This window comes from Clostridioides sp. ZZV14-6009 (assembly GCF_020658095.1).
Lineage (GTDB): Bacteria > Bacillota > Clostridia > Peptostreptococcales > Peptostreptococcaceae > Clostridioides.
On the sequence record NZ_JAGWDG010000001.1, the window covers coordinates 138,033 to 164,198 of the forward strand.

Here is a 26,166-nt window from a genome sequence, read left to right on the forward strand (position 1 = left end):
GAGTAAAAACTCGCAAATGTCAGTTAAATTGTGGTTTTCAGCATTTATTTTGCCATAAAGTATAAAATATGATTAATAGTTAATTATTAAGATATATCTAATATTAGTAATAACTTGAAACTTTTTAGGTATGCTGAGATTTTTTGATATATTATAAAATGTGTTAAAATATGAGCAGTAGATTAATTTTAAGTAGGGGTTTTACAATGAAAAAATATGCAAAGGTAATAGTTAGAAGTAATACTATATACACAGACAATTTATTTACATATCAAATTCCTGTATTTTTAGAGGAAGTTATAAGTGTTGGGCATAGAATACTAGTGCCATTTGGAAGAGGTAATAAACCAACAGAAGCCTTTGTATTTCAACTTACAGATAATTTAGATGAAAAAATAAAGACTAAAGAAATCATAGATATATTAGATGAAAATCCAATATTTAGAGAAGAAGATTTAGAGTTGGTTTACTGGATGAAAAATAGATATTTGTGTACTTATATAGAGTGTATAAATTTGATATATCCAAAAGGATATAAACTAAATAATTACAAAGTAGTTTTACTAGGTGAAAAGCTAAATGGATTAAGTGAGATTGAATTAGATGAAAAGATATCGAAGCTGAGTGATAAAAATAAAGAGATAGTAGAAAAAGTAGTTGAGAGTAAAGGAAAAATTAAGGTTGATAAGTTAAAATATATACCGAATCTAAATAATTCTCTATATACAATGAATAAAAATGGAATTATAAAATTATGCTGGGAATACAAAAATCATAAAAATGAGAAGAAAGTATGCTATGTATCTTTGAGTTTAGAAAATGATAAAATTGATGATTATATAGAACAAAATAAAATAAGCATAGGAAGCAAGCAAAAAGAGATATTAAATTTTCTTAAAAACAATGAAAATGTAGAGATAAATGATTTATTGGATTTATTAAATGCTTCAAAGCAGAGTATAAATTCTTTAAGTAAGAAAGAGTTAGTAACTTTAGAATTTAAAGATTATTATAGAGAGCCAAAAAGTATTTACAAATCTATATCAAAAAGTATAAAATTAAACAATGAGCAACAACAAGCGGTTGATGAGATAAATTCAAGTATGTTTATAGATGATAAAAAGCCATATTTAATTCATGGTATAACTGGAAGTGGAAAGACTGAAGTTTATATGGAAATAATAGAATTTGCATTAAGCCAAGGTTTAGATAGTATATTTTTGGTTCCTGAGATAGCATTAACTCCCCAAACTATAGATAGATTAAAGAGTAGGTTTGGGGATTTAGTTGGAGTGTTTCACAGTAAACTATCTGAAGGAGAAAAACACGATGTTTATAAAGCTGTTAAAGCTGGAAAGATAAGAGTTTTAATTGGTGCTAGGTCAGCACTATTTGCTCCTTTTAATTCTTTAGGATTGATAATAATTGATGAATTTCATGAGTCATCATATAAGTCTGAAAAAAATCCTAAGTTTAACGCTATAGAAGTAGCTAGATTTATGGCATTAAAAAATAATCTAACTCTTATTTTAGGTTCAGCAACACCTTCAATTGAAGAGTATTATAGAGCAAAAACTGGTGAATATAAACTTATAAATATAAAAAATAGAGCAAACAATAAACCACTTCCAAATATTGAAGTTGTAGACATGAAAGATGAATTAGATAGAGGTAATAGAAGTATATTTAGCTTAAAACTTCAAAGAGAAATAAGTTGGGCGATTGAAGAAAATAGTCAGGTAATACTATTTTTAAATAGAAGAGGTTATGCAAATTTTGTATCATGTAGAAAGTGTGGTTATGTGTTTCAATGTGAAAATTGCGATATATCTTTGACATATCATAAAAAAAGTAATATTGGAAGATGCCATTATTGTGGATATGAAAGAGAAATTCCAAAAGAATGTCCAGAATGTGGAAGTCATTATGTCAAGCCATTTGGAGTAGGAACTCAAAAAATCGAGGAAGAGTTAAAATGTATTTTTCCAAATATAAAAACTTTGCGAATGGATAAAGATACAACCTCAAAAAAGGGTTCATTAGAGGAAATACTAAATAAGTTCAAAGATAAAGAAGCAGATGTATTGATAGGAACGCAGATGTTAAGTAAAGGATTGGATTTTGACAATGTAACTTTGGTAGGCATTTTATCAGCAGACATGATACTAAATTTTCCTGATTTTAAAAGTTTTGAAACAACCTTTCAGTTGATAACTCAAGTTTCTGGAAGGGCAGGAAGAGCAGATAAAGAAGGTAAAGTAGTACTTCAAACATATGATACTGAGCATTATGCTATTAAACATGCCATAGAGTACAATTATGAAGGTTTTTATGAAGATGAGATAAAGATAAGAAGGGCATTTGGATATTCTCCTTTTAATAACATGTTAAGTGTAGTTGTTAGTGGCGAAGATGAAAGATTAGTTATAAAAAATATAAAAAATATGCATGCATCTTTGATTTATTTATTAGAAAAAAGGAGTATAAATGACTTAGAGTTTATATTAGGACCCAATCCATGCTCAATATCAAAAATAAATCAAAATTATAGATGGCAGATACTCTTTAAAGATGAAAATATTGAAATTAATCTCTTAAAGGGTATAATAAAATATATATGTATAACAAAACGAGATTTGATATTTGATAAGAATATTAATGTATCTATAGATATTAATCCAAATAGTGTATTATAAATTTAGGAGGAAGTGTAATGGCTTTAAGACAAATAGTTCAAATAGGAGAACCAGTACTAAGAAAGAAATCAAAAAAAGTTGAAAAAATTGATGCAAAAATAATACAATTGTTAGACGATATGGCAGAAACTATGTACGATGCAGATGGTGTTGGACTGGCTGCACCTCAAGTTGGAATTTTAAAAAGAGTGGTAGTAATTGATATTGGAGAAGAACTTATAGAACTTATAAATCCAGAAATAATAGAAACATCTGGAGAACAAATAGATGATGAAGGTTGTTTAAGTGTTGTTGGAGAATCTGGAGAGGTTAGAAGACCAAACTATGTAAAAGTTAGAGCTTTAAATAGAAATGGAGAAACAATAGAGTTAGAAGGGGAAGAACTTTTAGCTAGAGCATTTTGTCATGAAATAGACCATCTAGATGGAATACTATTTGTTGATAAAATAGAAAAATAGTAGGGGTTGATTTGATGAATATAGTATTTATGGGAACTCCTGATATAGCAGTTCCTTGTTTACAAAAAATAATAGATGAAAAGTATGAAATACTAGGAGTTGTAACTCAGCCAGATAAACCAAAAGGAAGAGGTAAAAAACTTGGCATGAGTCCAGTAAAAGAGCTTGCAATTGAAAATAATATACCTGTATATCAACCAATTAAAGCTAGAGACAAAGATTTTATAGACACAATGAAATCTTTAAATCCAGATGTAATGGTAGTAGTGGCTTTTGGGCAGATACTTCCAAAAGAAATATTAGAAATTCCTAAGTTTGGATGTATAAATGTACATGTTTCTTTACTTCCAAAATATAGAGGTGCGGCACCTATAAATTGGGTAATAATCAATGGCGAAGAAAAAACTGGTGTTACAACTATGTATATGGATGAAGGCTTAGACACTGGAGATATGATATTAAAGACAGAAGTAAATCTTGATGAAAATATAACAGCAGGAGAACTTCATGATAAAATGATGAATATAGGAGCAGAAACTTTAAAAGAAACATTAAAGTTGATAGAAGAAGGTACTGCCCCAAGAGAAGTACAAAATCATGAGGAATTTTCTTATGCACCAATAATGAATAAATCACTAGGTAATATAGACTTTTCAAAAAATGCTAAGGAAATACACAATCTAGTTAGAGGTGTAAATCCATGGCCAAGTGCTTATACTACTTATAATGGTGTAACAATGAAAATTTGGAAAACTAAAGTATTAGAGGAAGAAAGTACCAAAGATGCAGGTACAATAATTGAGGTAAATAAAGATGGCATAAAAGTAAGTACTAAAGATAAGGTACTTTTAATTGAAGAAATTCAGATGCCAAATAAGAAGAGAATGCTGGTTGGAGAATATATAAAAGGAAATACTATAGAAATTGGTGTAGTATTGAGTTAGGTGAAAAGTATGACAGATATAAAAAAGTATTTAACAAGTGTTGGTATTTTAGTCTTAATATTAGGGATTTTAATGGGAGTTACAAACTTTTTTATAATTAGTTTGACTCAAATATTTTCCTTAGGAATAAATACTGTAGTAATATCACTAATACTTATAATACTATGCTCAACAATAGTTACGTATAGAGTAATTAAAGGAAAAAATGTTAACTCAAATATAATGAAAATAAATTTTAAAATTGTTAGTGTATTATTTCCCATTATATCTTTTATTGCATCATCATTTGGTATGTCAAAAAGTGAAATTAGAAGGATATATATAAAGTTAAATAATGAATATATATACAGTAATAAATATAATTTTAATCCAGAGGATATAATAATTTTAATACCTCATTGTATTCAAGAGAATAGTTGCAAACTAAAAGTTACTAATGATATAGATAATTGTAAGAAATGTGGAAAATGCAATATAGGAGAATTAGCTGAGCTAAATAAAAGTGTTAAAGTAAAAGTATTTGTAGCTACAGGAGGGACTCTAGCTAGAAAAATTATAATTGACAATAAACCTAAAGCTGTTATAGCTGTTGCATGTGAGAGAGATTTAACATCTGGAATACAAGACATTAAAAAAATTCCTGTTTTAGGGGTATTTAACAAAAGACCTAATGGACCTTGTATAAATACTAATGTAGATATAGTGGATATTAAAAAAGCTATAAGTTTTTTAACAGGAAAAGTATATTAGCTTGTAATTAAACTGTTTTTAAGTTATGTGAATATTAAAGAGGATGTATAATAAAAATATATTTTAGGAGAGTGTTATTTATGTACCCTGTATATGGCGGTTTTTGGGGATTTGACCCAACGATGATTATATTAATTCCAGCTATATTATTCACTGCATATGCTCAATTTAAAGTGAGCTCAACAACAAATAAGTATTTAAGAGTAAATACACGTAGAGGATATACTGGAGAACAGACAGCAAGAAGAGTACTTGATTCAAATGGTTTGTATGATGTAAGGATAGAAATGGTTAGAGGGCATTTAAGTGACCACTATGACCCAAGAAGAAAAACTGTAAGATTATCAGAGGATGTATATTATGGAACATCAATAACTTCTGTTGCAGTAGCTGCACATGAATGTGGTCATGCAATGCAACATGCTAAAGGTTATGCACCTCTTCAAATAAGAAGTAGTTTGGTGCCAGTAGTAAACTTTGCTTCAAGCATTTCTTGGTTTTTAATATTTCTAGGATTTATTATGGCTGGACCATTTCTAAAAATTGGGATATTATTGTTTTCAGCTTCAGTATTATTCCAAATAATAACATTGCCTGTAGAATTTAATGCTTCTAGTAGAGCAATTGTTCAACTTGGAAATCTAGGTATTATAGATGAGGGTGAGGTAAGACAAAGTAGAAAAGTGCTTTCAGCAGCAGCCTTAACATATGTTGCAGCAGCACTAGTTTCAATACTTCAATTACTTAGATTGTTACTAATAGCTCAAAGAAGAGATGACTAAAAATAAAGTGGGTTGTTTAGAAACAACCCTTTTTTATGTTTAATAAAAGGGAGAAATTTATATGGATGCAAGAGAAATTGGATTTAAAGTATTATGCGATATAGAGAAAAATAATAACTATTCAAATATTGCAATAAATAAGCATTTTAAAAACTTAGAAATAAGCGACATGGATAGAGGACTTGCAACAGAGTTAATCTATGGAGTAGTAGAAAATAAATATTACTTAGATTATATAATTAATAAACTTTCAAAAATAAAAGTAAAAAAAATGTCAACTTATGTTAAAATCTTTTTAAGAATGGGAACATATCAAATTTTATTTTTAAATAGTATATCAGATTATGCAGCAGTTAATGAAACTGTAAAATTATCTAAAAAATATGATAAAAAATCTTCTGGTTTTATAAATGCTATTCTTAGAAATGAAATAAGAAATAAAGATACTATAATGGACATAACTGAGGAAGATAGTGTAAAATACTTATCTATAAAGTATTCTTACAACTCTTGGATTATAAAAAATTGGATAGATAATTTTGGACAAGAATTTACTGAAGATTTATTAGAAGCAAACAATGAAAAGCCTAGTATTTATATAAGAACAAATACACTTAAAATCAGCAGAGAAGAGCTTATTGAAAAATTAAATCAAGAGGGTATTATGTGTTTGAAAGTCCCTATGGTGGAAGAAGCTATAAAAGTCGAAAAATTAAAAAATATAGAAAATAATGAGTTATTTAAGGCTGGTTTATTTACAATTCAAGATATAAGTTCTATGATAGTAGGGAAAGTAATTAATCCAAAGGAAGATTCATTGATTTTGGATGTATGTAGTGCTCCTGGTGGAAAATCTACTCACTTAGCCACTTTAATGAATAATACAGGTCAAGTAATAGCTAGAGATATTTTTGAGCATAAACTAAAGCTTATAAAAGTTACTGTAAATAGACTTGGTCTTAAAAATGTATGTGTAGAAGGATTTGATGCTTCTGAAATTGATGAAAATAGCATAAATAAATTTGATTATGTTTTAGCAGATGTTCCTTGTTCTGGCCTTGGTATAATAAGACGTAAACCAGAAATTAAATACAAGAAAGAAGAAGAGTTAGAAGATATTACTTCTATACAAAAGAAAATATTAGAAAATGCATCAAAGTATGTTAAAATTGGAGGAACTTTAGTATATAGTACATGTACAGTTCAAGATATGGAAAACATAAATATAATTAATTCTTTTATTGAAGAAAACAATAATTTTGAATTGACTCCAATTGATACAATAAATGTAGATTTAGACAAGCAAGATAAAGGATATTTAAAAATATATCCCAATATTCATGGTATAGATGGTTTTTTTATAGCAAAATTAAAGAGAATAAGGTAGTGAATAGAATGGAAGAGAAAAAAATAGTATTAAAAAACTTGACTGAAGATGAACTCAAGGAATTTATGAAAACTATAGATGAAAAACCTTTTAGAGGGAGCCAAATATTTTCTTGGATATATAAAGGTGCAAAAACTTTCGATGACATGAATAATATACCAAAAAGTTTGAGAAATAAATTAGAAGAAGTTTCATGTATAGGTCATATAGATATAGAATTAAAGTTAGAATCTAAGGTAGATGGGACAAAAAAATATTTGTTTTTATTAGATGATGGAAATATAATAGAAACTGTGATGATGGATTATGACAGTAGGGTTACTGTTTGTGTTTCTAATCAAGTAGGATGTAGAATGGGATGTAACTTCTGTGCATCTACAATGGATGGACTGATTAGAAATTTAGAACCATGGGAGATTTTAGACCAAGTTATTAAGATTCAAGAAGATACTGGCAAAAGAGTATCAAATCTTGTCTTAATGGGAAGTGGTGAACCACTTGACAATTTTGAAAATACAAAACAATTTTTAAAAATAATTAATGAAAAAAATGGTCTTAATATAGGGTATAGACATATAACTCTTTCAACTTGTGGGATAGTGCCAAAAATGTACGAGTTGGCTGATTTGAAAATAGCTATAAATTTGGCTTTATCACTTCATTCACCATATGATGAAGAAAGAAGAAAGATTATGCCTGTAGCAAATGCCTATTCTATTAAAGAAATACTAGATGCATGTAGATATTATATAAAAAAGACAAATAGAAGGGTTACATTTGAATACTCTCTTATAAAAGGTGTAAATGACTCAGAAAATGAGGCAAAGGCACTAGCAAAGCTTTTAAAAGGTATGCTATGCCATGTAAATTTAATACCAATAAATAAGGTTGAAGAAAGAGAATATGAAAAGCCAGACAAGGCATTTATTTATAAGTTTAGAGATAGTTTAGAGAAAAACAATATACCTGCTACAGTTAGAATGTCTATGGGTTCTGATATTAGTGGAGCTTGTGGCCAATTGAGAAGAAAATACAAGTAATATGTAAGGAGGAAGTCGTATGGTTTATAGTTGTGCCTCCCATATAGGAAAAGTAAGAAAAAACAATGAAGACTATTGTGAGGGAGAAGTTATAGATACAGAACATGGTCCAATAGGAATATTTGCCATAGCTGATGGAATGGGTGGACATAAAAAAGGGGAAGTCGCCAGTAAGTTAGCAGTAGAAAATATAATTGATTTTCTAAAAGAAAACTTATTACAGCATGATAATGTAAAAATAGACTATATAGATGATATACTAAAACAGGCTTATAATAATGTAAACTCAATTGTGCACAAGAAATCTATGGAAGATATAGCATTTGAAGGAATGGGAACTACATTAGTTACAGCGATAGTGTATAATAATGTCTTGTATGTGGCAAATGTTGGAGATAGCAGATGTTATTTGTTAACAGATGAAAAATTTGATAAAATAACTATAGACCATTCTGTGGTTGAAGAACTTATGATGGCTCATGTTATTACAGAAGAAGAAGCGAGAAGACATCCACAGAGAAATAGAATAACTAGAGCAATTGGAACAGATGATATGGTTGTTGTAGATATTTTTAAGAAGGAAATCAAAAAAAGTGATATAATACTTCTTGCAACAGATGGATTAACCGGGTTTATTTATGACGAAGATATAAGAAGTTTAATATTAGATTATGAATATGAGAGAATTAGTGATATAAGTGATGAATTGATAAGCATGGCCAATGATGTTTCTGGTAAAGATAATGTTTCGGTGATAGTAATAAAAGTATAATTAGGACGGTGATATTGTGGGAGATACAATTTTAGGAAATAGATATGAAATCATCAGGAAGATTGGTGATGGAGGAATGGCCTTTGTATATGAGGCTAAAGACAGATTATTAAACAGGACTGTTGCACTTAAAGTACTCAGACCTGAATTTGTAGATGATGATGAATTTTTAACAAAATTTAAAAGAGAAGCAGAAGCAGTAGCAAGCCTTTCACATCCAAATATAGTAAATGTATATGATGTTGGGGAAGATGGAAAAGTTCACTACATTGTAATGGAATTTGTAGATGGAAAAAATTTAAAGGAAATTATACAGGATGAAGGGATATTAGACGAATATACTGCACTAGATATAACAAAACAAATAGCTATGGCACTTAGTGCTGCACATAAAAAGGGGATTATACATAGAGATATAAAACCTCATAATATTCTCATATCCAATGAAGGAAGAGTAGTAAAAGTAGCTGATTTTGGTATAGCCAAAGCTGTCTCAAATTCAACAATGACTAATATTGGTAGTATAATAGGTTCAGTACACTATTTTTCACCAGAGCAAGCTAAAGGAAAGTTTGTAACTAATAATGCAGACTTGTATTCTTTAGGTATAGTTTTATATGAAATGCTGATAGGAAAAGTACCATTTAGAGGAGATAGTCCAATTTCTATCGCACTTCAACATATTAATGATGATATAGATTTTACATCAGAAGAAAAAGTTAGGATTCCTCAAAGTGTAAGAACTACAATAAAAAAGCTTACAGAAAAATCTAGTGCAGATAGATACCAAACTGCTGAAGAGTTAATAGAAGATATAGATTATATAGAAAAAAATATTGACTTAGATTTTATAAAGGAATATGATGATTTTGCAACGAAGAAAATTGATGAAAAAGAAATTAGTAAAGCTGTAAATCCAGTACTTGCAAAGCCAGTTCCAGAAAAAGTAGTTAAACCTATAGAAGTTGCTGATTTAGATGAAGATGATGATTTTTATGAAGAAGATGAAGATGAGGAAGAGATAATGAGAGCTAAAAAGAATCAAAAACCTAAGAATACTCAAAGTAAGAGGGCTAAGAAAAAGAAGAAAAAACAAGAAAGTCCTAAAGCTAGAAAAAGACTAAAGGTAGTCGCAGCAGTTTTGATAGTAATCTTATGTGCACAAGTATTCTTAGCATATAAATTTTTATTTGCTGGAGGATTTGGTAGTAAAGATTTAACTGTTCCTAATCTTGTGAATATGACATTAGAGGAAGCACAAAGTGAAGTTGAAAAAGAAGGATTGTCCTTAAGTGTAAAAAGTGAAGAGTATAGCAGTGAGGTTGACAAAAATTGTATAATATCGCAAACACCTGAAGGTGGAAGTACAAATATTAAAAAAGGTGACACTATAAATGTCGTTGTAAGTAAAGGTGCAAATGAAGCTTCAGTTCCCAATGTAGTAGGTATTACTTTAACTAATGCAAAAAAAGTTATAGAGGAAAATAAATTGAAAGTTGGTACTGTCAAGTACGAATATAGTTCAGTATATAAAGAAGGTACAGTTTTAAGTCAGAGCCCTAGTTCTGGTTCATCAAGTGTTCAAGAAGGTGATGAAATAGACCTATATGTTAGCAAAGGCCCAGAAAAATCAAATACGCCAACGCCAACAACACCAAATAAGACTCCAACAACACCAAACGAGGATGATACAACAACACCTGGTTCAAACTCAGGAAATAGTGGAGGAAATTCAGGAGGTTCAAACTCAGGAAATAGTGGAGGAAGCTCAGGAGGTTCAAACTCAGGAAATAACGGAGGTAATTCAGGAAATAATGGAGATAATTCAGGAAATAGTGGAGATAACTCAGGAAATAGTGGAGGAAACTCAGGAAATAATGGAGATAATTCAGGAGGCTCAAACTCAGGAAATAGTGGAGATAACTCAGGAGGTTCAAACTCAGGAAATACTGGAGAAACTCCATCAGGAACTGGTGGAAATATTGGCAAATCAGAATAAATATTAGCTAAAAATAAAAAGCTGTCCTTTTATAGAAATTATTTTCTTTAAAGGGGCAGTTTGTTTTGTATAAAATATTAGATTAATTATAAGGGAGATAAATATTTATGAATAAAAATAATAAAACAGTTTTGGTCACAGGAGGCTCTAGAGGAATTGGAAGAGCAATATCTAAAACATTTGCAAAAGATGGGTATAATGTATTGATAAACTTTAATAAATCAGAAAATGAGGCTAAAGAACTATACACTGTATTAAATGAAAAAGGTTTTTCTGTAAAATTATTTAAAGCTAATATTTCAAATAGAGAAGAAGTTGAAAATATGATAGATTATTGCATAAAGGAGTTTGGAGGATTGGATGTACTTATAAATAATGCTGGTATAAGTCAAGATAAGTTATTTACAGATATAACTGATGAAGATTGGGATAATATGATGAATATTAACTTAAAAGGAAGTTTTTATTGTTCACAAATTGCTTTAAAATACATGATATCAGAAAAAAAAGGAAACATAATTAATATATCTTCAATTTGGGGTATATCAGGTGCTTCTTGTGAGGTACATTATTCTGTATCAAAAGCAGGTATAATAGGAATGACAAAGGCATTAGCTAAAGAAGTTGCTCCATCAAATATTAGAGTAAATAGCATAGCACCAGGAGTTATTAATACAGATATGTTATCTGAATATAATGAAGATGAGATAGATGCTCTTGTAGAGGAAACTCCTTTAATGAGATTAGGAACACCAGAAGATATAGCAAATTGTGCTATTTTTTTAGCATCTGATAAATCAAGTTTTATTACTGGTCAGGTAATTAGTCCAAACGGAGGATTTGTTATTTAAAAAAAATGTGGTATTATATAAAAATAGGAAAGAATAACACTATATACTACTCATAAACAGCATATGTTTATATAATTTTATAAAGGGAGGTATTTGATGCTAGAAGGAAAAATTATAAAAGGGATTAGTGGATTTTATTATGTAGATACAGAGAAAGGTCTTTATGAATGTAAGGCTAGAGGTATATTTAGAAAGCAAAAAGTAACACCTTTAGTTGGTGACAGAGTTAAAATAAGTGTTGTTGATGAAGATGAAAAAAAGGGAATTGTGGAAGAAATAGATAGTAGAGATACAGAACTTATAAGACCACCTATAGCAAATGTAGATAAGGCACTAATAGTATTTGCAATAAAAAATCCTAAACCAAACTTATCTCTTTTAGATAGATTTATAGTTTTGGCAGAAAAAGAAAATTTAGAAACTGTAATAATCCTTACAAAAGCAGATTTAGATGATGATAACATATTAGAGCATGTTAAAAATATATACGAGCTTAGTGGATATAAGGTTATTCCTGTAAGCAATGTCACTAAGTTAAATATAGATAAAGTAAAAGATGAATTAAAAGAAAATGTAGTAGTATTTGCAGGACCATCTGGAGTTGGAAAATCAAGCTTATTAAATGAAATAGATGAAAATTTTAAACTGCAAACAGGTGTAGTAAGTGATAAAATAAAAAGAGGAAAACATACCACTCGTCATGCTGAACTTTTAAAGTTAGAGTTTGGTGGAATGGTTGCAGATACACCAGGTTTTAGTTCACTTGCACTTGAAGACATAGAAGAAGTTGAACTTAAAGATTATTTTATAGAATTTGATAAATTTAATGATTGTAAGTTTGGTTCAAAATGTATTCATGAAAATGAACCTAATTGTGCTATAAAAGAAGCTGTTGCAAATGGAGAAATATCTAAAGAAAGATATGATAGTTATATACAGCTACTAAATGAAATAAGACAAAATAACAGTAGGAGGTATTAGAAACATGATTAAATTAGCACCATCAATATTATCAGCAGATTTTGCAAAATTATTAGAGGATGTAAGAAAAGTGGAAAGTGCAGGATGTGAATATCTTCATATCGATGTAATGGATGGACATTTTGTACCAAATATTACACTAGGACCACTTGTAGTTAAAAGTTTAAAAAAAGAGAATATAAATATGGTATTTGATGCTCATCTTATGATAGAAAATCCAGACCAATATATTGAAGATTTCGTAAAAGCAGGATGTGATATAATAACTGTTCATCAGGAAGCTTGTACACATCTACATAGAACTATACAAAATATAAAATCACATGGAATAAAGGCAGGTGTAGTACTTAATCCAGCAACACCAATAGATACTATTAAACATGTACTATCTGATTTAGATATGGTGCTTTTAATGTCTGTTAATCCTGGATTTGGAGGACAATCATTCATACCTTGTGTGCTAGATAAAATTAAAGAGTTAAAAACACTTATAGATAGTAAAGGATTAAATATTGATATAGAAGTTGATGGTGGTATAAGTCCTAAAAATGTAGCTGAAGTTGTACAAGCAGGAGCTAACGTAATAGTAGCAGGCTCTGCAATATTTGGAAGTGATGACATTCAAGAAACAGTTAATTTATTTAGAAAGAATGCTTCTCTTGAAGAATTAGTTTAGACTTAGGTATGAAAATCTGTATTGTTTTAAATGGTGAAATTGAAGACTATAAAATTACAAGAGATATTATACTTAAAGAATGTTATGACTGCATAATATGTGCAGATGGAGGCGCAAATCACACCTATAAAATGGATATAATACCAGATTATATCTTAGGAGATTTAGATTCAGTAGAAGAAGAGAAGATAAATTTCTATATAAATCAAGGTGTTAAATTTGAAAAATTTCCATCTAAAAAGGATGAAACTGATACAGAGCTATGTCTCTTTTTAGCTAAAACTATTAAAGCTAACCATATTGATTTTTTTGGTGCCTTAGGTGGAAGAATTGACCATACCCTTGCAAATATAAAGCTATTATATTATTTAAAAGAAGATGGAATATATTCTAGGATACTCTCAGATAAAGAAGAGATGTATATAGTTGAAAATGAAGAATTTACCTTGTTTGGAAACAAAGGAGATACTATTTCTGTAATAGCTGTAAAAGGAGATGCTAAAGGAGTAACACTTACTGGTTTAGAATATCCTTTGGATGATTATTATATGAAGTATTCAGTACCTATTGGAATATCCAATGTTATGTTAGGGAATTCTTGTAAAATTAAAGTAGAGCAAGGATGTGTACTTGTAGTTAGAAATTTATAAAAATGGACTTTAATAATTGATTTTATATTACAGAGCAGATACAATCAAGTAAAATATATTTATAATTGTATCTGCTTTTTAGTATATAATTATAAATATATAATAACTTTTGACGCAAGGGGGATTTTTTGTGATAGACAGTATTATTTTCGATTTAGATGGAACTCTATGGGATTCAACTGAAGGAGTATGTAAGGTATGGCAAGAGGTCTTAGATAAACGTGAGGATATAGGTTTAAATGTTACAGTAGAATTATTTAGAAGTGTTATGGGTCTTTCATTTGATGAAATAGCAAAGCGTTTATTTCCAGATTTAGATGAAGAACAAAGAATGAATCTATTAGATGAATGTTCTGCAGGAGAATGTGATTACTTATCTGAACATGGAGGTAAATTATTTGAAGATATAGAAAATACTCTTGAGAAATTATCTGAAAAATATAAATTATTTATAGTAAGTAATTGTCAAAAAGGATATATAGAATCTTTTTTAAAAGCACACAAGCTAGAAAAGTACTTTATAGATTTTGAGTGTCCTGGCAATACTGGATTGCATAAAGGTGAAAATAATAAACTCATAATTGATAGAAATAAACTAACTAACCCAATCTATATTGGAGACACTCAAGGGGATGCAAATAGTGCTAAATTTGCTGGGATTCCTTTTGTATATGCAAAATATGGTTTTGGAAATGTGGATGAATATGATTATTCTATAGAGTCATTTAAAGATTTGTTAGAACATGATATATTAAAATAAGAGAAGTATAAAGTTTGTTTTTAAATAACAAAAATAATCTACAGGGGGACTTAAAATGGAATTACAAGATACTATTTACAAAAGACAAAGTGTAAGAAAATTTAAAGAACAAGATGTTTTAGATGAAGATATTTTGAAAATGGTAAAAGCTGCAGGGGCAGCTCCATCAGGTAAAAACATTCAAAACTGGCATTTTGTAGTTATAAAGCGTCGTGATTTAATGGAAAAGATAGCAGATGTGATAACTAAAAAACAGCAAGAAATACTTGTAGAGATGGATAAAATATCAGTAGAAAAAGCTAATAGATTTAGAAAATTTGTGCCAAACTTTACTTTATTTTATTTAAAAGCTCCAGTTTTGGTATTAGTTTTTACAAAGGTATACAATCCATCTGGCTATTATGAGTTAGAACTTATAAATGCACCTAAAGAGACTATAGATAAGTTGTTTGTAAGAAATCCAGGCATGCAAAGTTTAGGAGCAGCAATTGAAAACTTTACATTATCAGCAATTGAACTTGGGTATGGTTCTTGTTGGTTGACAAGCCAGAACTATGCAGCAGATGAGATAGAAGCTGTTTTAGAGAAAGAAACAGGATTTGAAAAAGGCGAATATTTCTTGGGAGCAATGTTGGCACTTGGAGTACCAGAAGATAACTTAAGAAGTCCATCTAAAAAACCAGTAGAAGACATATGTACATTTATAAAATAAAAACAAAAATTTTTATAAAAAATAAATAAATTAAAAATAAATATGCAAAAATTAAAAAGTAGATTTTATTGATATTAAATTTATATTTCAGGTTGTTGATTTAATTAATACAATAAGGCCTACTTTTTTTGTGTATATTAAAACAAGTAAATTTAAATCTTTAGAAAATCTTTAGAAAAGTATCTATAATATCTTAAGTTTTTAGCTTTAATATTAGATATATAAATAAGGTAAAACAGTATTGAAGTTAAATTAAAGGGAGGGTTCTGAAATGGACATTAAAGATAAATAATTAGAATAGACCACTATAAATTTATAAAAAAATGGAAAAACTTCTATCATATTGTATAATCATATATGTAAAGGTAGTTTATAAATTAATTGATATAAAGGAGATTAAAATGAATTCATATAATATTTTGGTGGTAGAAGATGAAAAGGAAATAGCAGATGCTATAGAAATATACCTTTTAAATCAAGGGTATAATGTTTTTAAAGGTTACAATGGATTGGAAGGTCTTAAAATTATAGAAAGCCAAGAAATACACTTAGCTATAGTTGATATAATGATGCCTCAAATGGATGGAATAACGCTTACAATGAAGCTTAGAGAAAATCATAATTTTCCAGTGATAATGCTATCTGCAAAATCAGAAGAAGTTGATAAAATAATGGGGCTTAACATAGGCGCGGATGATTATGTAACAAAACCCTTTAAGCCATTAGAGTTATTGGCTAGAGTTAATTCTCAACTTAGAAGATATACTAAGTATCTAAATATGATAAAAAATAAAGAAGAAAGTTCAGAAAGTAATGAAGGTGTATTTGTAATAGGTGGATTAGAATTAAATGAAAATACAAAAGAAGTTAGTATTGATGGAAATTATATAAAAACAACTCCTATAGAATTTAAGATATTAAGTTTACTTATGAGAAATGCAGGAAGGGTCTTTTCTGCAGACGAAATATATGAAAGAGTTTGGAATGAAAATGCTGTAAATACAGATACAGTCATGGTGCATGTTAGAAATATAAGGGAGAAGATAGAAATCGACCCAAAAAATCCAAAATATTTAAAGGTGGTGTGGGGTGTTGGATACAAAATTGAAAAAATTTAAGGAAAAATATATAATTAGTGTGATAGTTTTTATACTTATGTTATCAGCATCATTAGGTATGATTAGTCAATATCCAACTATACAGGCAGCTGCTAAAGGTGGAGCTAAAAATCCATTTGAGCAAGAAGGATTTGTAGATGACATATATAAAGGAAGTTATGTTTTATATCACAATATGAAAGAAGAACAAGAAGGTAAGATGATACAACCTTCGAAGCTTTTTTTAAGTGAAGAAACTATAAATTATATAAAAAATGCTAGTAAAGAAAAAAGCACATATGAAGGTTCAGAGAACTATTATTCTGATGATAGTATTAATGCAGATTTTAATGAAAACTTTGATGAGTGGGAATCTTTTATTAATAATTCAAGTAAAAATTTAAAATATTATTTAGTTGATAAAGAAAATAACTTTGAGCTTTTTAATGAAAATAAAGAATTAAAAGCACTTGATACAACAAAAAATGATGTATCAAAAGAAGAGTCTGATAAAAATCAGCCTCAAGATACAACTATGAATGATGAAGAAAGACAAGAAAAGATTAAAAATATAAAAGCAAATTATAGATTTTATCTTGTAATGAATTTTGATAAAGATGGAAAAGTAAATATTGTAGACTCTTATGGAGTAAATCAAAACATTATCAGCCAAATGTTATTATCTAAATCTAGAGAAGATTTGATGGATACAGATTTAGGTGGGAATTCAATCTCATATAAATTATCTCCAATAAAAAATAAAACATTAGTATATGCTGTACCTAAAGTAATAAGCCAAGACAGTTCATATAGCTCATATAATGATTATGGAATGATTTATAGTAGTGATGATATAAGTGGATATATAAATAATGTAGAGAATAATTCGTATTATAAGATTTCTGCAATGATTATAAAAATCATAGTATCTATAGTTGTAATTGTAGCTGTAGTATTTCCATATAAAAAATTTAAAGAGTTATTAGGGTTTGAGATAATCACAAGAATACCATTAGAGATACTTTTTATTGCTATTGCTATTATACAGGGTATTGTAGATTTATATCCTACTGGTATAATAAGTAACACATTGAATGGAAATTATGTAAAGTATCTAATAAATAATGATATAAGTAGTAAAATGGCAAATATATTAGTAAGCTCAATGAATTTAATTTATTGGTTTGTAGTCTTCTCAATAATATTTGTATTTATAGCACTTTTAAAACATATTTTAAACTTTGGAATAAAAGAATACTTTGTAAAAAATACTTTGACAGGAATGTTTTTAAAATGGTTTAAAAAATCAAGTAAGGTAGTTATTAATCAAGTTAGAATGACAAATTTAAAAGAAAAGCCAAATAAAACTATAGCTATAATTCTATCAGTAAACTTATTAATTATAGTTATAATGTGTAGTATGTGGTTCTTTGGAATAATACTTGCATTAATTTACTCAGTAGTTTTATTTAAGTTATTGTCAGACTACTCTAAGAAAACAATATGTGAATACAATCAACTTTTAGATGTTACAAAGAAAATTTCAGATGGAAATTTAGAAGTAAATATGGAAGATGATTTAGGGTTCTTTAATCCTATCAAAGATGAGCTTGGAAATATTCAATCTGGATTTAAAAAAGCTGTCGATGAAGAAGTTAAAAGTCAAAAGATGAAAACAGAGCTTATATCAAATGTATCACATGACTTAAAAACACCTTTGACATCTATAATCACTTATATAGATTTACTAAAGGATGAAAATATAACAGATGAAAATCGTAAAATATATATTGATACATTGGATAGAAAGTCACAAAGACTACAACACTTAATAGAAGATTTATTTGAAGTGAGCAAGGTAAATAGTGGAGATGTGCATTTAAATATAGTAAATGTAGATATTATATCTCTAATGAAACAGACATTACTGGAATTAGATGATAAAATAGCAGAGTCATCACTGAAGGTAAGAAATAATTTTTCAAGTGAAAAAATAATATTACCATTAGATAGTCAACGCACATTTAGAGTATTTGAGAATCTTATAATAAATATAAGTAAATACGCAATGCCAAATTCAAGAGTATATGTTGATATTTTAGAAACAGATAGACAAGTAAATATCATGCTTAAAAATATGTCAGCAACTGAAATTGATTTTAGTGTAGATGATATAATGGAGAGATTTGTAAGAGGAGATAAATCACGTAATACAGAAGGTTCTGGACTTGGTCTAGCAATAGCAAAAAGTTTTGTAGAGCTACAAGGTGGTAAAATGAAGATAGATATAGATGGAGATTTATTTAAAGTTACAATTACTTTTAATAAAAACTAAGTTAGATTTTTATCACAGATTATAACTATAGAATTTGCAAAATAAAATTTTTTAAGAGTGCTATTTTAAAGTAGCACTCTTTTTATTGCTTTACATTGAGTATTATCTTGTATAGAATACTATGGAATCTCTCAGAAACTTTGCCAGCCCAGGTTGTTCTTTATCATAATATGATGTAAAACGTTCATCATCTACATACATCTGCGCTAAAGTAGCATGAGCCTCCTTAGAGTACGTATTCCAAGTGTAACTCAACCATTTTTGATGTAATATTGCAACTTCTTGAGAAAGTTCATTAGATGCATCACCAGTTTCAAAAGCTTGTTTGAGTTTACTAATTATCTCAGCACTTAAATCTTGCCAATCCTCATAATCTTTTTTAGACATATTTTTAAATTTTTTATTTGATTGATTGATTACATCTTCACCATATTTTTCTCTAATTTCAGTTCCATAATTTTTTTCATTTTCATCAATCATCTTTTCTTTAAAACCTTCAAATTTTTCTAAATCTGTCATAATATATTTTCCTTCCTTTAATGCTATAGTTTTAGTTACATTTTCTATCAGTAAGTCAATTTGTTTTCTTTTAGCTAGTAATTTGCTATGATGTTGTTTTAATGCACTTAGACTGTCAAAAGTTGGTGAATTTATAATTCTTTTTATATCTTCTAAGCTGATGCCTAATTCTCTATAAAAAAGTATTTGTTGTAGCTTATTAACTTCATTTTGACCATATATACGATAACCTGAGGAATTTATTTTAAGTGGCTTAAGAAGCTCGATTTCATCATAGTATCTAAGGGTTCTAGTACTTATACCAGCTATTTTACTTAATTTCTGAACTGTATATTCCATAAGTAATACCTCCTATAAATTAAATATACACTTTTACGTAACGTCAATGTCAATACATTAAAATATAAAAATTTATATCTTTTAATAAAAATATAAAAAAATATCTTTATTGGATATTTTAATCATAAGTGTCAATAATCACTAGTGAAAATTAAAAAATAAAATTTATAGATTATTTTTATCAAAAGATAGAGAATCTATAACCTGGGAGGAATTGTATGAATTTAAAAAGAAGCAAAGAAAAACGTGAAGAATATAGAAGGCTGTATTCAGATAAAGAAAGTTTTTTAAGTTTGATTCAAAATTTTACAAGCGTCTCAATAGCAAAGGAATTAACTCTTAAAAATATAGAGTTAGAAACATCTTTCATATGTGAATATAAAGGAAAGGAGGTAGATATAATTTATAAAGTTTTTTCTGAAAATCGTAAAATTTCACACTATATAGTGTTGGAGTTTCAAACAGAAATGGATACAGAGATTGTACCAAGGTTAAAATCATACAGAGAGCAAATTTGGAAAAGCTTTATAATGAAAAAGAGTCTTGAAGAAATAGAGCGCAAAGATTTTAAACTCCCAAAAGTTATACCAGTAGTTTTATATAGTGGACCTGAAAGGTTAAGTAAAAAAAGAGGTATTTTAGATATTATAGAATCTGCATCAGAAGATAGTAATAATTCCAGTATAAAAAATTAAAATTACATAATGTGTTTATCGGTCTAAAATGGGAACTTATCGCATAAACTTAAATATGAAAATATTTGTAGATACAAGTTCTATGTGGAGGTGTTCCATGAGAAATAACAAGTCTAAGGTATTGCTAGGAATACTGTGTCTAGCAACAGGAATGGCAGTAATTTTATCTATGTTGCTTCCTGGCTGGATTTGGTCAGCACTTACCGCATTAATACTTATTGGATGTGGAGCATTATTATTTTTTTGTTAAAATAATTTTAACTATAAAGTGTGGGGTGAGTATTGATGAAAGTAGTAACAATAAAGTTACCAAAATGGATTTCAAACATAGTTTTAAAATTTATGAGAAAGAGTAAAAATGATTAAATTTAAAAAGCCTACTTTCGGAAGTAGGCTTTTAAACGTGGCTATTAAGCTCTTTCAATTTTACCAGAACGTAAACATCTAGTACAAACTTTTACTCTCTTAGGAGCTCCATCTATAATCGCTCTTACGCTTCTTAAATTAGCTGACCATGTTCTTTTATTATGTTTATTTGAGTGTGATACTTGGTTTCCAGAAACCTTACCTTTACCACATACGCTACATACTTTTGCCATCTACGCACACCTCCTTAAAATGATAACTATTTAAAGACTAAAAACATATTTATATTATCATAAATAACAAAAATTTGCAATAGAAATATATATTTGCCTTACATATATTGAAGAATTTCTTATTATCATATAAAATTATATATATAATTTTATATAAAGTAAATATATTTGAAAAATAATTATTATTTTTCTTTAAATATATAGACAATACAAGAAATTTTATCCAAAAACTTTTCTAGGTTTAAATTATACCATATTTATAGTATGATATGATTATAATTTTATATAATAAATAAGTAAAAATAGTAAAAAATAAATTAAGAAACATTTTTAATAAAAATAAACTTAAGGGGGTCAACCATGAGTGCAAAGGTAATGAATCAATATGGAAGTATAGAAATAGATAATCAAGTAATAGCTCAAGTCACATATAGAGCTGCAATGGAAAGTTATGGTCTAGTAGGTTTAGCATCTAAATCTAAAGGAATAGTAGAATTATTAAAAGGTGAAAATGCTACTAAAGGTGTTAGAGTAGAAGAAGTAGAAGAAGATGCCATAGCAATAGAACTTTATGTTATAATACAATATGGTACAAATATATCTACAGTTGCAAATAACATAATAGATAGAGTTAAATATGTAGTTGAAAAGATGACTGGCGTAAGAGTCACTAAAATTGATATTAATGTACAAGGAATAAGAGTTAAGTAATTTTATAGGAGGAAAGAAATGATTCAGTATATAGATGGTAAAAGGTTAAGAGAGATGTTCATTTCAGGTGCAAACAATCTCCAAAACAATAAAGATTTAGTTGACAAATTAAATGTATTCCCTGTACCAGATGGAGATACAGGGACCAATATGTCCTTAACTATATCTTATGCCTTAAAAGAGTTAGCGAAAGTAGACAATGATAATATATCAGACATCGGAAAAGCATTATCTAAAGGCTCTTTAATGGGTGCGAGAGGAAACTCAGGAGTTATACTTTCACAAATAATTAGAGGTATAGCTAAGTCTATAGAGGGAAAAAGTAAATTATCGACAGATGATTTAGCAAAAGCTTTTAAAAATGGTGCTGATACAGCTTATAAAGCTGTAATAAAACCAATTGAAGGAACTATACTTACTGTAGTTAGAGAGAGCGGAGAGTTTGCAGTAAAAGCTGCTAAAAAAGAAAAAGATGTAGTAAAGTTTTTAAGTATGCTTGTAAAGGAGTCAAATGCTTCACTAGAAAGAACTCCAGACCTCCTAAAAAATCTAAAGGATGCTGGTGTAGTTGATTCTGGAGGAAAAGGGCTTGTACTTATATATGAAGGTATGTTAGCTTCTATAAAGGGTAACAATATAGAAATAAAAAGTGTTAGCCTAGACACTAATGTTGCAACAAATATAGACTTCCCAAAGAATAGCACTAGCACAGATGATATAAAATACTGTTATTGTACAGAATTTATACTAGAAAGTTCTAAAGTAGAAGATACGAAAATACGAGATATAATGATGGCTTATGGTGATAGTCTAGCAGTAGTTGGAGATGATGGAGTCATAAAGGTACATGTACACACTAATGACCCAGGAGACGTGCTTCAAGAAGCTCTAAAGTATGGTCAATTATTAACTATAAAAATAGAAAATATGAAGTTACAACATGAAAATACAATATTGGAAGTAGAAGAAAAAAAAGAAAATGATAGTGAGCCTTTAGAAGAAGAAAGAGAATTTGGATTCATAGCGACTTCTATGGGTGAAGGATTAGCAAATATATTTAAAGATTTTGGTGTTGACCATATAATAGAAGGTGGTCAAACTATGAATCCAAGTACTGAAGACTTTATGAATGCCATAAGGGATATAAATGCTAAAAATATATTTATTTTCCCAAATAACAGCAATATAATAATGGCTGCTAACCAAGCTAAAGAATTGAGTGATAAAAATATAATAGTTATACCTACAAAAAACACACCTCAAGGATTTGCTGCATTAGTAACATTTAATGGAGAATTAAGTGAAGATGAAAATGAAGAAGCTATGATGAATGCTTTAAATTCAGTTAAATCAGGTCAGGTAACTTTTGCTGTTAGGGATACAGTAATGAATGAAATTGATGTTAAAGAAGGTAATATAATTGGAATTGCAGAAGGTAAATTATTATCAGCAGGGGATTATGTAGATGAAGTAACATCAAATCTTATTGAAAAATTGGTTGATGAGGATACTGCTATAATAACTTTATTCTTTGGTGAAGATGTTACAGAATCTCAGGCAAATGAACTTCGTACTTCTTTAGAAGAAAAATTTGAAGATGTAGATGTGGAATTATATTATGGAGGACAACCTCTTTATTATTACTTAATTTCAGTTGAATAATGATTATAAGAACCTGTATGACCATGTAGCTTTTATAAAGTTGGTTGTACAGGATTTTTGTGTAGTAGGTGATATATTTGTTGGATTTATATAAAGATGTTCAATATGTTAAAGGAATAGGCCCTAAAAAAGCATGTAAGCTAAATAAGTTGGGTATATTCACATTAAAGGACCTATTGTATTATTTTCCAAGGCAATTTGAAGATAGAAACAATCTTAAGAAAATAGCACAATTGGAGAATGATGAAAAAGCTACAATAAAAGCAGTAATATCAAGTATAAATACATTTAGTCCAAAAGAAGGAATGACTTTAACAAAGATTGATGTAAAAGATGAAACTGGTTCGGCTAAGTTAGTATTTTTTAATAAAACTTATATAAAAAATACATTTAGACCTGGAGATTCAATATTAGTTTTTGGAAAAGTTAAGAAAAGATTTAATAACTTAGAACTTACATCATGTGAATTAGAATATCTTACTAATTCACCTAAAAATACATGTAGATTTATGCCTGTGTATCAACTTACATATGGTGTTACAAATAAAGAGATTATGAGTATAATTAAGACTGTACTTGAAGATAAGGAATTAATTATACAAGAATACATGCCACAAAGAATTATAGAAAAATATAGATTATGTAACATAGATTTTGCAGTTAGAAACATTCATTCACCAAGCAATAAGGAATCGTTAAAAATAGCTTTATATAGAATTGTATTTGAAGAATTACTTATATTACAGTTGGGACTGTTTGTATTTAAAAGTGGAAGAAATAAAGAAAATGGAATAAAATTTACAATAAGTGAAAGTTTAAAAAATATAATAAGTTCTTTACCATTTAAATTAACTAAAGCTCAGAATAGAGCATTAGATGAAATTATAAATGATATGAATTCCGATAAAATAATGAATAGATTGGTTCAAGGTGATGTAGGTAGTGGTAAAACAGTAGTTGCTCTCTTAGCACTTGCAAATTGTGTCTTAAATGGTTATCAAGGCGCTTTGATGGCACCTACAGAGATATTAGCAGGACAGCATTATATTTCACTTACTGAAACCTTAAAAGATTTTGGCATAAATGTAGGCTTATTAATAGGTAGCCTTACAAAAAAACAAAAAGATACGGTATTAGAACAAATTAAAAATAATGAAATTGATATATTGATAGGAACACATGCGTTAATTGAAGATAAAGTTGAATTTAATAATATTGGTCTAGTTATAACAGATGAGCAGCATAGATTTGGAGTTATGCAAAGAAGTAGACTTTCATTAAAAGGAATAAATCCAGATATACTAGTAATGACAGCAACACCAATACCAAGAACATTAGCACTTATACTTTATGGAGATTTAGATATTTCTATTATAGATGAACTCCCACCAGGGAGACAGCCAATAGAAACACTTGCTATTGAAAAGAGCAAGAGAGATAGAGCTTATAATAACCTAGTAAGAAGAGAAGTTGAATCGGGAAGGCAAGTATATATTGTATGTCCATTAGTGGAAGAAAGTGAAGCAATAGAAGCTAAGTCAGCTGTTGAATTAGTAGAGGAATTAAGAGCTGAATACTTCTCAGATTTAAGACTTGGACTTCTTCATGGGAAAATGAAATCAAGTGAAAAAGATGAAGTAATGAGTAACTTTAAGAATAAAGAAATAGATATTCTGGTTTCAACAACAGTTATAGAAGTTGGTGTCAATGTGCCAAATGCAACTCTAATGATAATAGAGAATTCTGAAAGGTTTGGCCTTGCACAATTACATCAGCTTCGAGGTAGAGTTGGGAGAGGAAGCCATAAGTCATATTGTGTACTAATTTATGACTCTAAAACAGATGTATGCAGGCAGAGAATGTCTATAATGGAAGAAACAAATGATGGATTTAGAATTTCAGAAAAGGATTTAGAAATAAGAGGCCCTGGAGAGTTTTTTGGGACTAGACAACATGGACTTCCAGAATTAAAAGTAGCAAATTTGTTTAAGCATATAAAAATATTAAAGTTAGCACAGCAGGAAGCACGATATATATTAGGTGAAGATAATAATCTACAATTGAAAGAGAATATTCCACTTAAAAATGAAATTATAGATAAATTTAAAGATACATTGGAAGAAATTTCATTAAATTAATTTTAATTTATGTTAAAATATTATTGATGTAAGAATGTGCTGAAGGGAGATTGTCATATTGAGAGTAATTTCAGGAAAAGCAAGAGGATTAAAATTAAATACTCCAAAAAATGAAGATGTAAGGCCAACAACAGACAGAGTAAAAGAATCTTTATTTAATATAATAAATTCATATATAATGGAAAGTGAAGTTCTAGATTTGTTTGCTGGAACTGGTTCTTTAGGGATAGAGTGTTTGTCCAGAGGTGCAAAAGCATGTACTTTTGTAGATATTAGTAAAGAAAGCATAGAAATTGTTAAATCTAATATAAAAAAAGCAAGGGTTGAAAATGAGAGTTTTATTTTAAACCTTGATTTTAAAACTGCTATAGATAAGCTTAAGTTACAAAATAGTAAATTTGACATAATTTTTATGGACCCTCCATATTATAAAAATATGTTTATAGAAGCTATTGAAAAAATTGATAATTCCAATTTATTGAATGAAGATGGAATAATAGTTGTAGAGCATGATACTAATGATTTATTTCCAGATAAAATATGTAAGTTACAAAAAACTAAAGATAAAAAATATGGAAATACTACATTAACTTTTTATAAGGTGGAGGCATAA

The 26,166-nt window shown here is 28.5% G+C and carries 25 protein-coding genes; 23 read left to right on the top strand and 2 right to left on the bottom strand.

All coding sequences use genetic code 11. From position 1 onward, the window contains the following. Positions 1-206: 206 nt before the first annotated feature. The 17 genes from priA to KGF36_RS00680 all read left to right on the top strand — a co-directional run bounded on the left by priA (position 207) and on the right by KGF36_RS00680 (position 18,890). Entirely contained in the window at positions 207-2,696 is a 2,490-nt protein-coding gene (gene priA, locus KGF36_RS00600) for a primosomal protein N' (protein ID WP_227828114.1), read from the top strand. 17 nt (positions 2,697-2,713) lie between these two features. Further along, positions 2,714-3,154, top strand: coding sequence for a peptide deformylase (def, locus tag KGF36_RS00605; RefSeq protein ID WP_227828115.1), 441 nt, complete (start codon positions 2,714-2,716; stop codon positions 3,152-3,154). A gap of 14 nt (positions 3,155-3,168) precedes the next feature. After that, positions 3,169-4,098 carry a methionyl-tRNA formyltransferase gene (gene fmt / locus KGF36_RS00610; protein WP_227828116.1) on the top strand — a complete coding sequence of 310 codons (930 nt, stop codon included), beginning with the start codon at positions 3,169-3,171 and terminating at the stop codon, positions 4,096-4,098. Positions 4,099-4,107: 9 nt separating this feature from the next. Next, positions 4,108-4,848, top strand: coding sequence for a DUF116 domain-containing protein (locus tag KGF36_RS00615; RefSeq protein WP_227828117.1), 741 nt, complete (start codon positions 4,108-4,110; stop codon positions 4,846-4,848). 80 nt (positions 4,849-4,928) lie between these two features. Continuing rightward, entirely contained in the window at positions 4,929-5,630 is a 702-nt protein-coding gene (locus KGF36_RS00620) for a zinc metallopeptidase (protein ID WP_227432477.1), read from the top strand. Between the two features lie 61 nt (positions 5,631-5,691). Beyond that, positions 5,692-7,017, top strand: coding sequence for a 16S rRNA (cytosine(967)-C(5))-methyltransferase RsmB (rsmB, locus tag KGF36_RS00625; RefSeq protein ID WP_227828118.1), 1,326 nt, complete (start codon positions 5,692-5,694; stop codon positions 7,015-7,017). Between the two features lie 8 nt (positions 7,018-7,025). Then, positions 7,026-8,057, top strand: a complete 1,032-nt coding sequence (gene rlmN, locus KGF36_RS00630) for a 23S rRNA (adenine(2503)-C(2))-methyltransferase RlmN (RefSeq protein ID WP_227828119.1) — start codon at positions 7,026-7,028, stop codon at positions 8,055-8,057. A 19-nt stretch (positions 8,058-8,076) separates the two neighbouring features. Continuing rightward, positions 8,077-8,829, top strand: coding sequence for a Stp1/IreP family PP2C-type Ser/Thr phosphatase (locus KGF36_RS00635; RefSeq protein WP_227432480.1), 753 nt, complete (start codon positions 8,077-8,079; stop codon positions 8,827-8,829). A 16-nt stretch (positions 8,830-8,845) separates the two neighbouring features. After that, entirely contained in the window at positions 8,846-10,828 is a 1,983-nt protein-coding gene (gene pknB, locus KGF36_RS00640) for a Stk1 family PASTA domain-containing Ser/Thr kinase (RefSeq protein WP_227828120.1), read from the top strand. A 107-nt stretch (positions 10,829-10,935) separates the two neighbouring features. Beyond that, positions 10,936-11,679, top strand: coding sequence for an elongation factor P 5-aminopentanone reductase (gene ymfI, locus KGF36_RS00645; protein ID WP_227828121.1), 744 nt, complete (start codon positions 10,936-10,938; stop codon positions 11,677-11,679). Between the two features lie 96 nt (positions 11,680-11,775). Next, positions 11,776-12,660, top strand: a complete 885-nt coding sequence (gene rsgA, locus KGF36_RS00650) for a ribosome small subunit-dependent GTPase A (RefSeq protein WP_227828122.1) — start codon at positions 11,776-11,778, stop codon at positions 12,658-12,660. 4 nt (positions 12,661-12,664) lie between these two features. Beyond that, positions 12,665-13,336 carry a ribulose-phosphate 3-epimerase gene (gene rpe, locus KGF36_RS00655; protein ID WP_227828123.1) on the top strand — a complete coding sequence of 224 codons (672 nt, stop codon included), beginning with the start codon at positions 12,665-12,667 and terminating at the stop codon, positions 13,334-13,336. Positions 13,337-13,344: 8 nt separating this feature from the next. Beyond that, complete coding sequence (locus tag KGF36_RS00660) at positions 13,345-13,986, top strand: thiamine diphosphokinase (RefSeq protein ID WP_227828124.1); 642 nt, start codon at positions 13,345-13,347, stop codon at positions 13,984-13,986. Positions 13,987-14,116: 130 nt separating this feature from the next. After that, positions 14,117-14,746, top strand: a complete 630-nt coding sequence (locus tag KGF36_RS00665; RefSeq protein ID WP_227828125.1) for an HAD family hydrolase — start codon at positions 14,117-14,119, stop codon at positions 14,744-14,746. 55 nt (positions 14,747-14,801) lie between these two features. Beyond that, positions 14,802-15,458 (top strand): nitroreductase family protein, encoded by a 657-nt coding sequence (locus KGF36_RS00670; RefSeq protein ID WP_227828126.1) that lies wholly within the window; start codon positions 14,802-14,804, stop codon positions 15,456-15,458. A gap of 401 nt (positions 15,459-15,859) precedes the next feature. Beyond that, a complete protein-coding gene (locus KGF36_RS00675; protein ID WP_227828127.1) occupies positions 15,860-16,576 on the top strand; it encodes a response regulator transcription factor in 717 nt (238 codons plus the stop codon). Beyond that, positions 16,548-18,890 carry a sensor histidine kinase gene (locus KGF36_RS00680; protein ID WP_227850119.1) on the top strand — a complete coding sequence of 781 codons (2,343 nt, stop codon included), beginning with the start codon at positions 16,548-16,550 and terminating at the stop codon, positions 18,888-18,890. The genes KGF36_RS00675 and KGF36_RS00680 overlap by 29 nt, the downstream gene beginning before the upstream one ends. Before the next feature lie 102 nt (positions 18,891-18,992). On the opposite strand, the gene KGF36_RS00685 is transcribed toward KGF36_RS00680, so the two are convergent. Then, complete coding sequence (locus tag KGF36_RS00685; protein ID WP_227828129.1) at positions 18,993-19,748, bottom strand: MerR family transcriptional regulator; 756 nt, start codon at positions 19,746-19,748, stop codon at positions 18,993-18,995. A 218-nt stretch (positions 19,749-19,966) separates the two neighbouring features. On the opposite strand from KGF36_RS00685, the gene KGF36_RS00690 reads away from it, so the two are divergent. Then, entirely contained in the window at positions 19,967-20,443 is a 477-nt protein-coding gene (locus tag KGF36_RS00690) for an Rpn family recombination-promoting nuclease/putative transposase (RefSeq protein ID WP_227850118.1), read from the top strand. Positions 20,444-20,540: 97 nt separating this feature from the next. Further along, positions 20,541-20,693: a hypothetical protein gene (locus KGF36_RS00695; protein ID WP_009893656.1), complete on the top strand. Its 153-nt coding sequence runs from the start codon at positions 20,541-20,543 to the stop codon at positions 20,691-20,693. A gap of 160 nt (positions 20,694-20,853) precedes the next feature. Here the strand turns inward: KGF36_RS00695 and rpmB are convergent, their stop codons facing one another. Further along, on the bottom strand, positions 20,854-21,042 hold the full coding sequence (gene rpmB, locus KGF36_RS00700) for a 50S ribosomal protein L28 (RefSeq protein ID WP_003416297.1): 189 nt from the start codon (positions 21,040-21,042) through the stop codon (positions 20,854-20,856). Positions 21,043-21,402: 360 nt separating this feature from the next. Here rpmB and KGF36_RS00705 point away from each other — a divergent pair, with 360 nt between their 5' ends. The 4 genes from KGF36_RS00705 to rsmD all read left to right on the top strand — a co-directional run bounded on the left by KGF36_RS00705 (position 21,403) and on the right by rsmD (position 26,166). Then, positions 21,403-21,753, top strand: a complete 351-nt coding sequence (locus KGF36_RS00705) for an Asp23/Gls24 family envelope stress response protein (protein ID WP_227432491.1) — start codon at positions 21,403-21,405, stop codon at positions 21,751-21,753. Between the two features lie 18 nt (positions 21,754-21,771). Further along, entirely contained in the window at positions 21,772-23,415 is a 1,644-nt protein-coding gene (locus KGF36_RS00710) for a DAK2 domain-containing protein (RefSeq protein WP_227828131.1), read from the top strand. A gap of 80 nt (positions 23,416-23,495) precedes the next feature. Further along, on the top strand, positions 23,496-25,553 hold the full coding sequence (gene recG / locus KGF36_RS00715; protein WP_227828132.1) for an ATP-dependent DNA helicase RecG: 2,058 nt from the start codon (positions 23,496-23,498) through the stop codon (positions 25,551-25,553). Positions 25,554-25,611: 58 nt separating this feature from the next. Continuing rightward, a complete protein-coding gene (rsmD, locus tag KGF36_RS00720) occupies positions 25,612-26,166 on the top strand; it encodes a 16S rRNA (guanine(966)-N(2))-methyltransferase RsmD (protein ID WP_227828133.1) in 555 nt (184 codons plus the stop codon).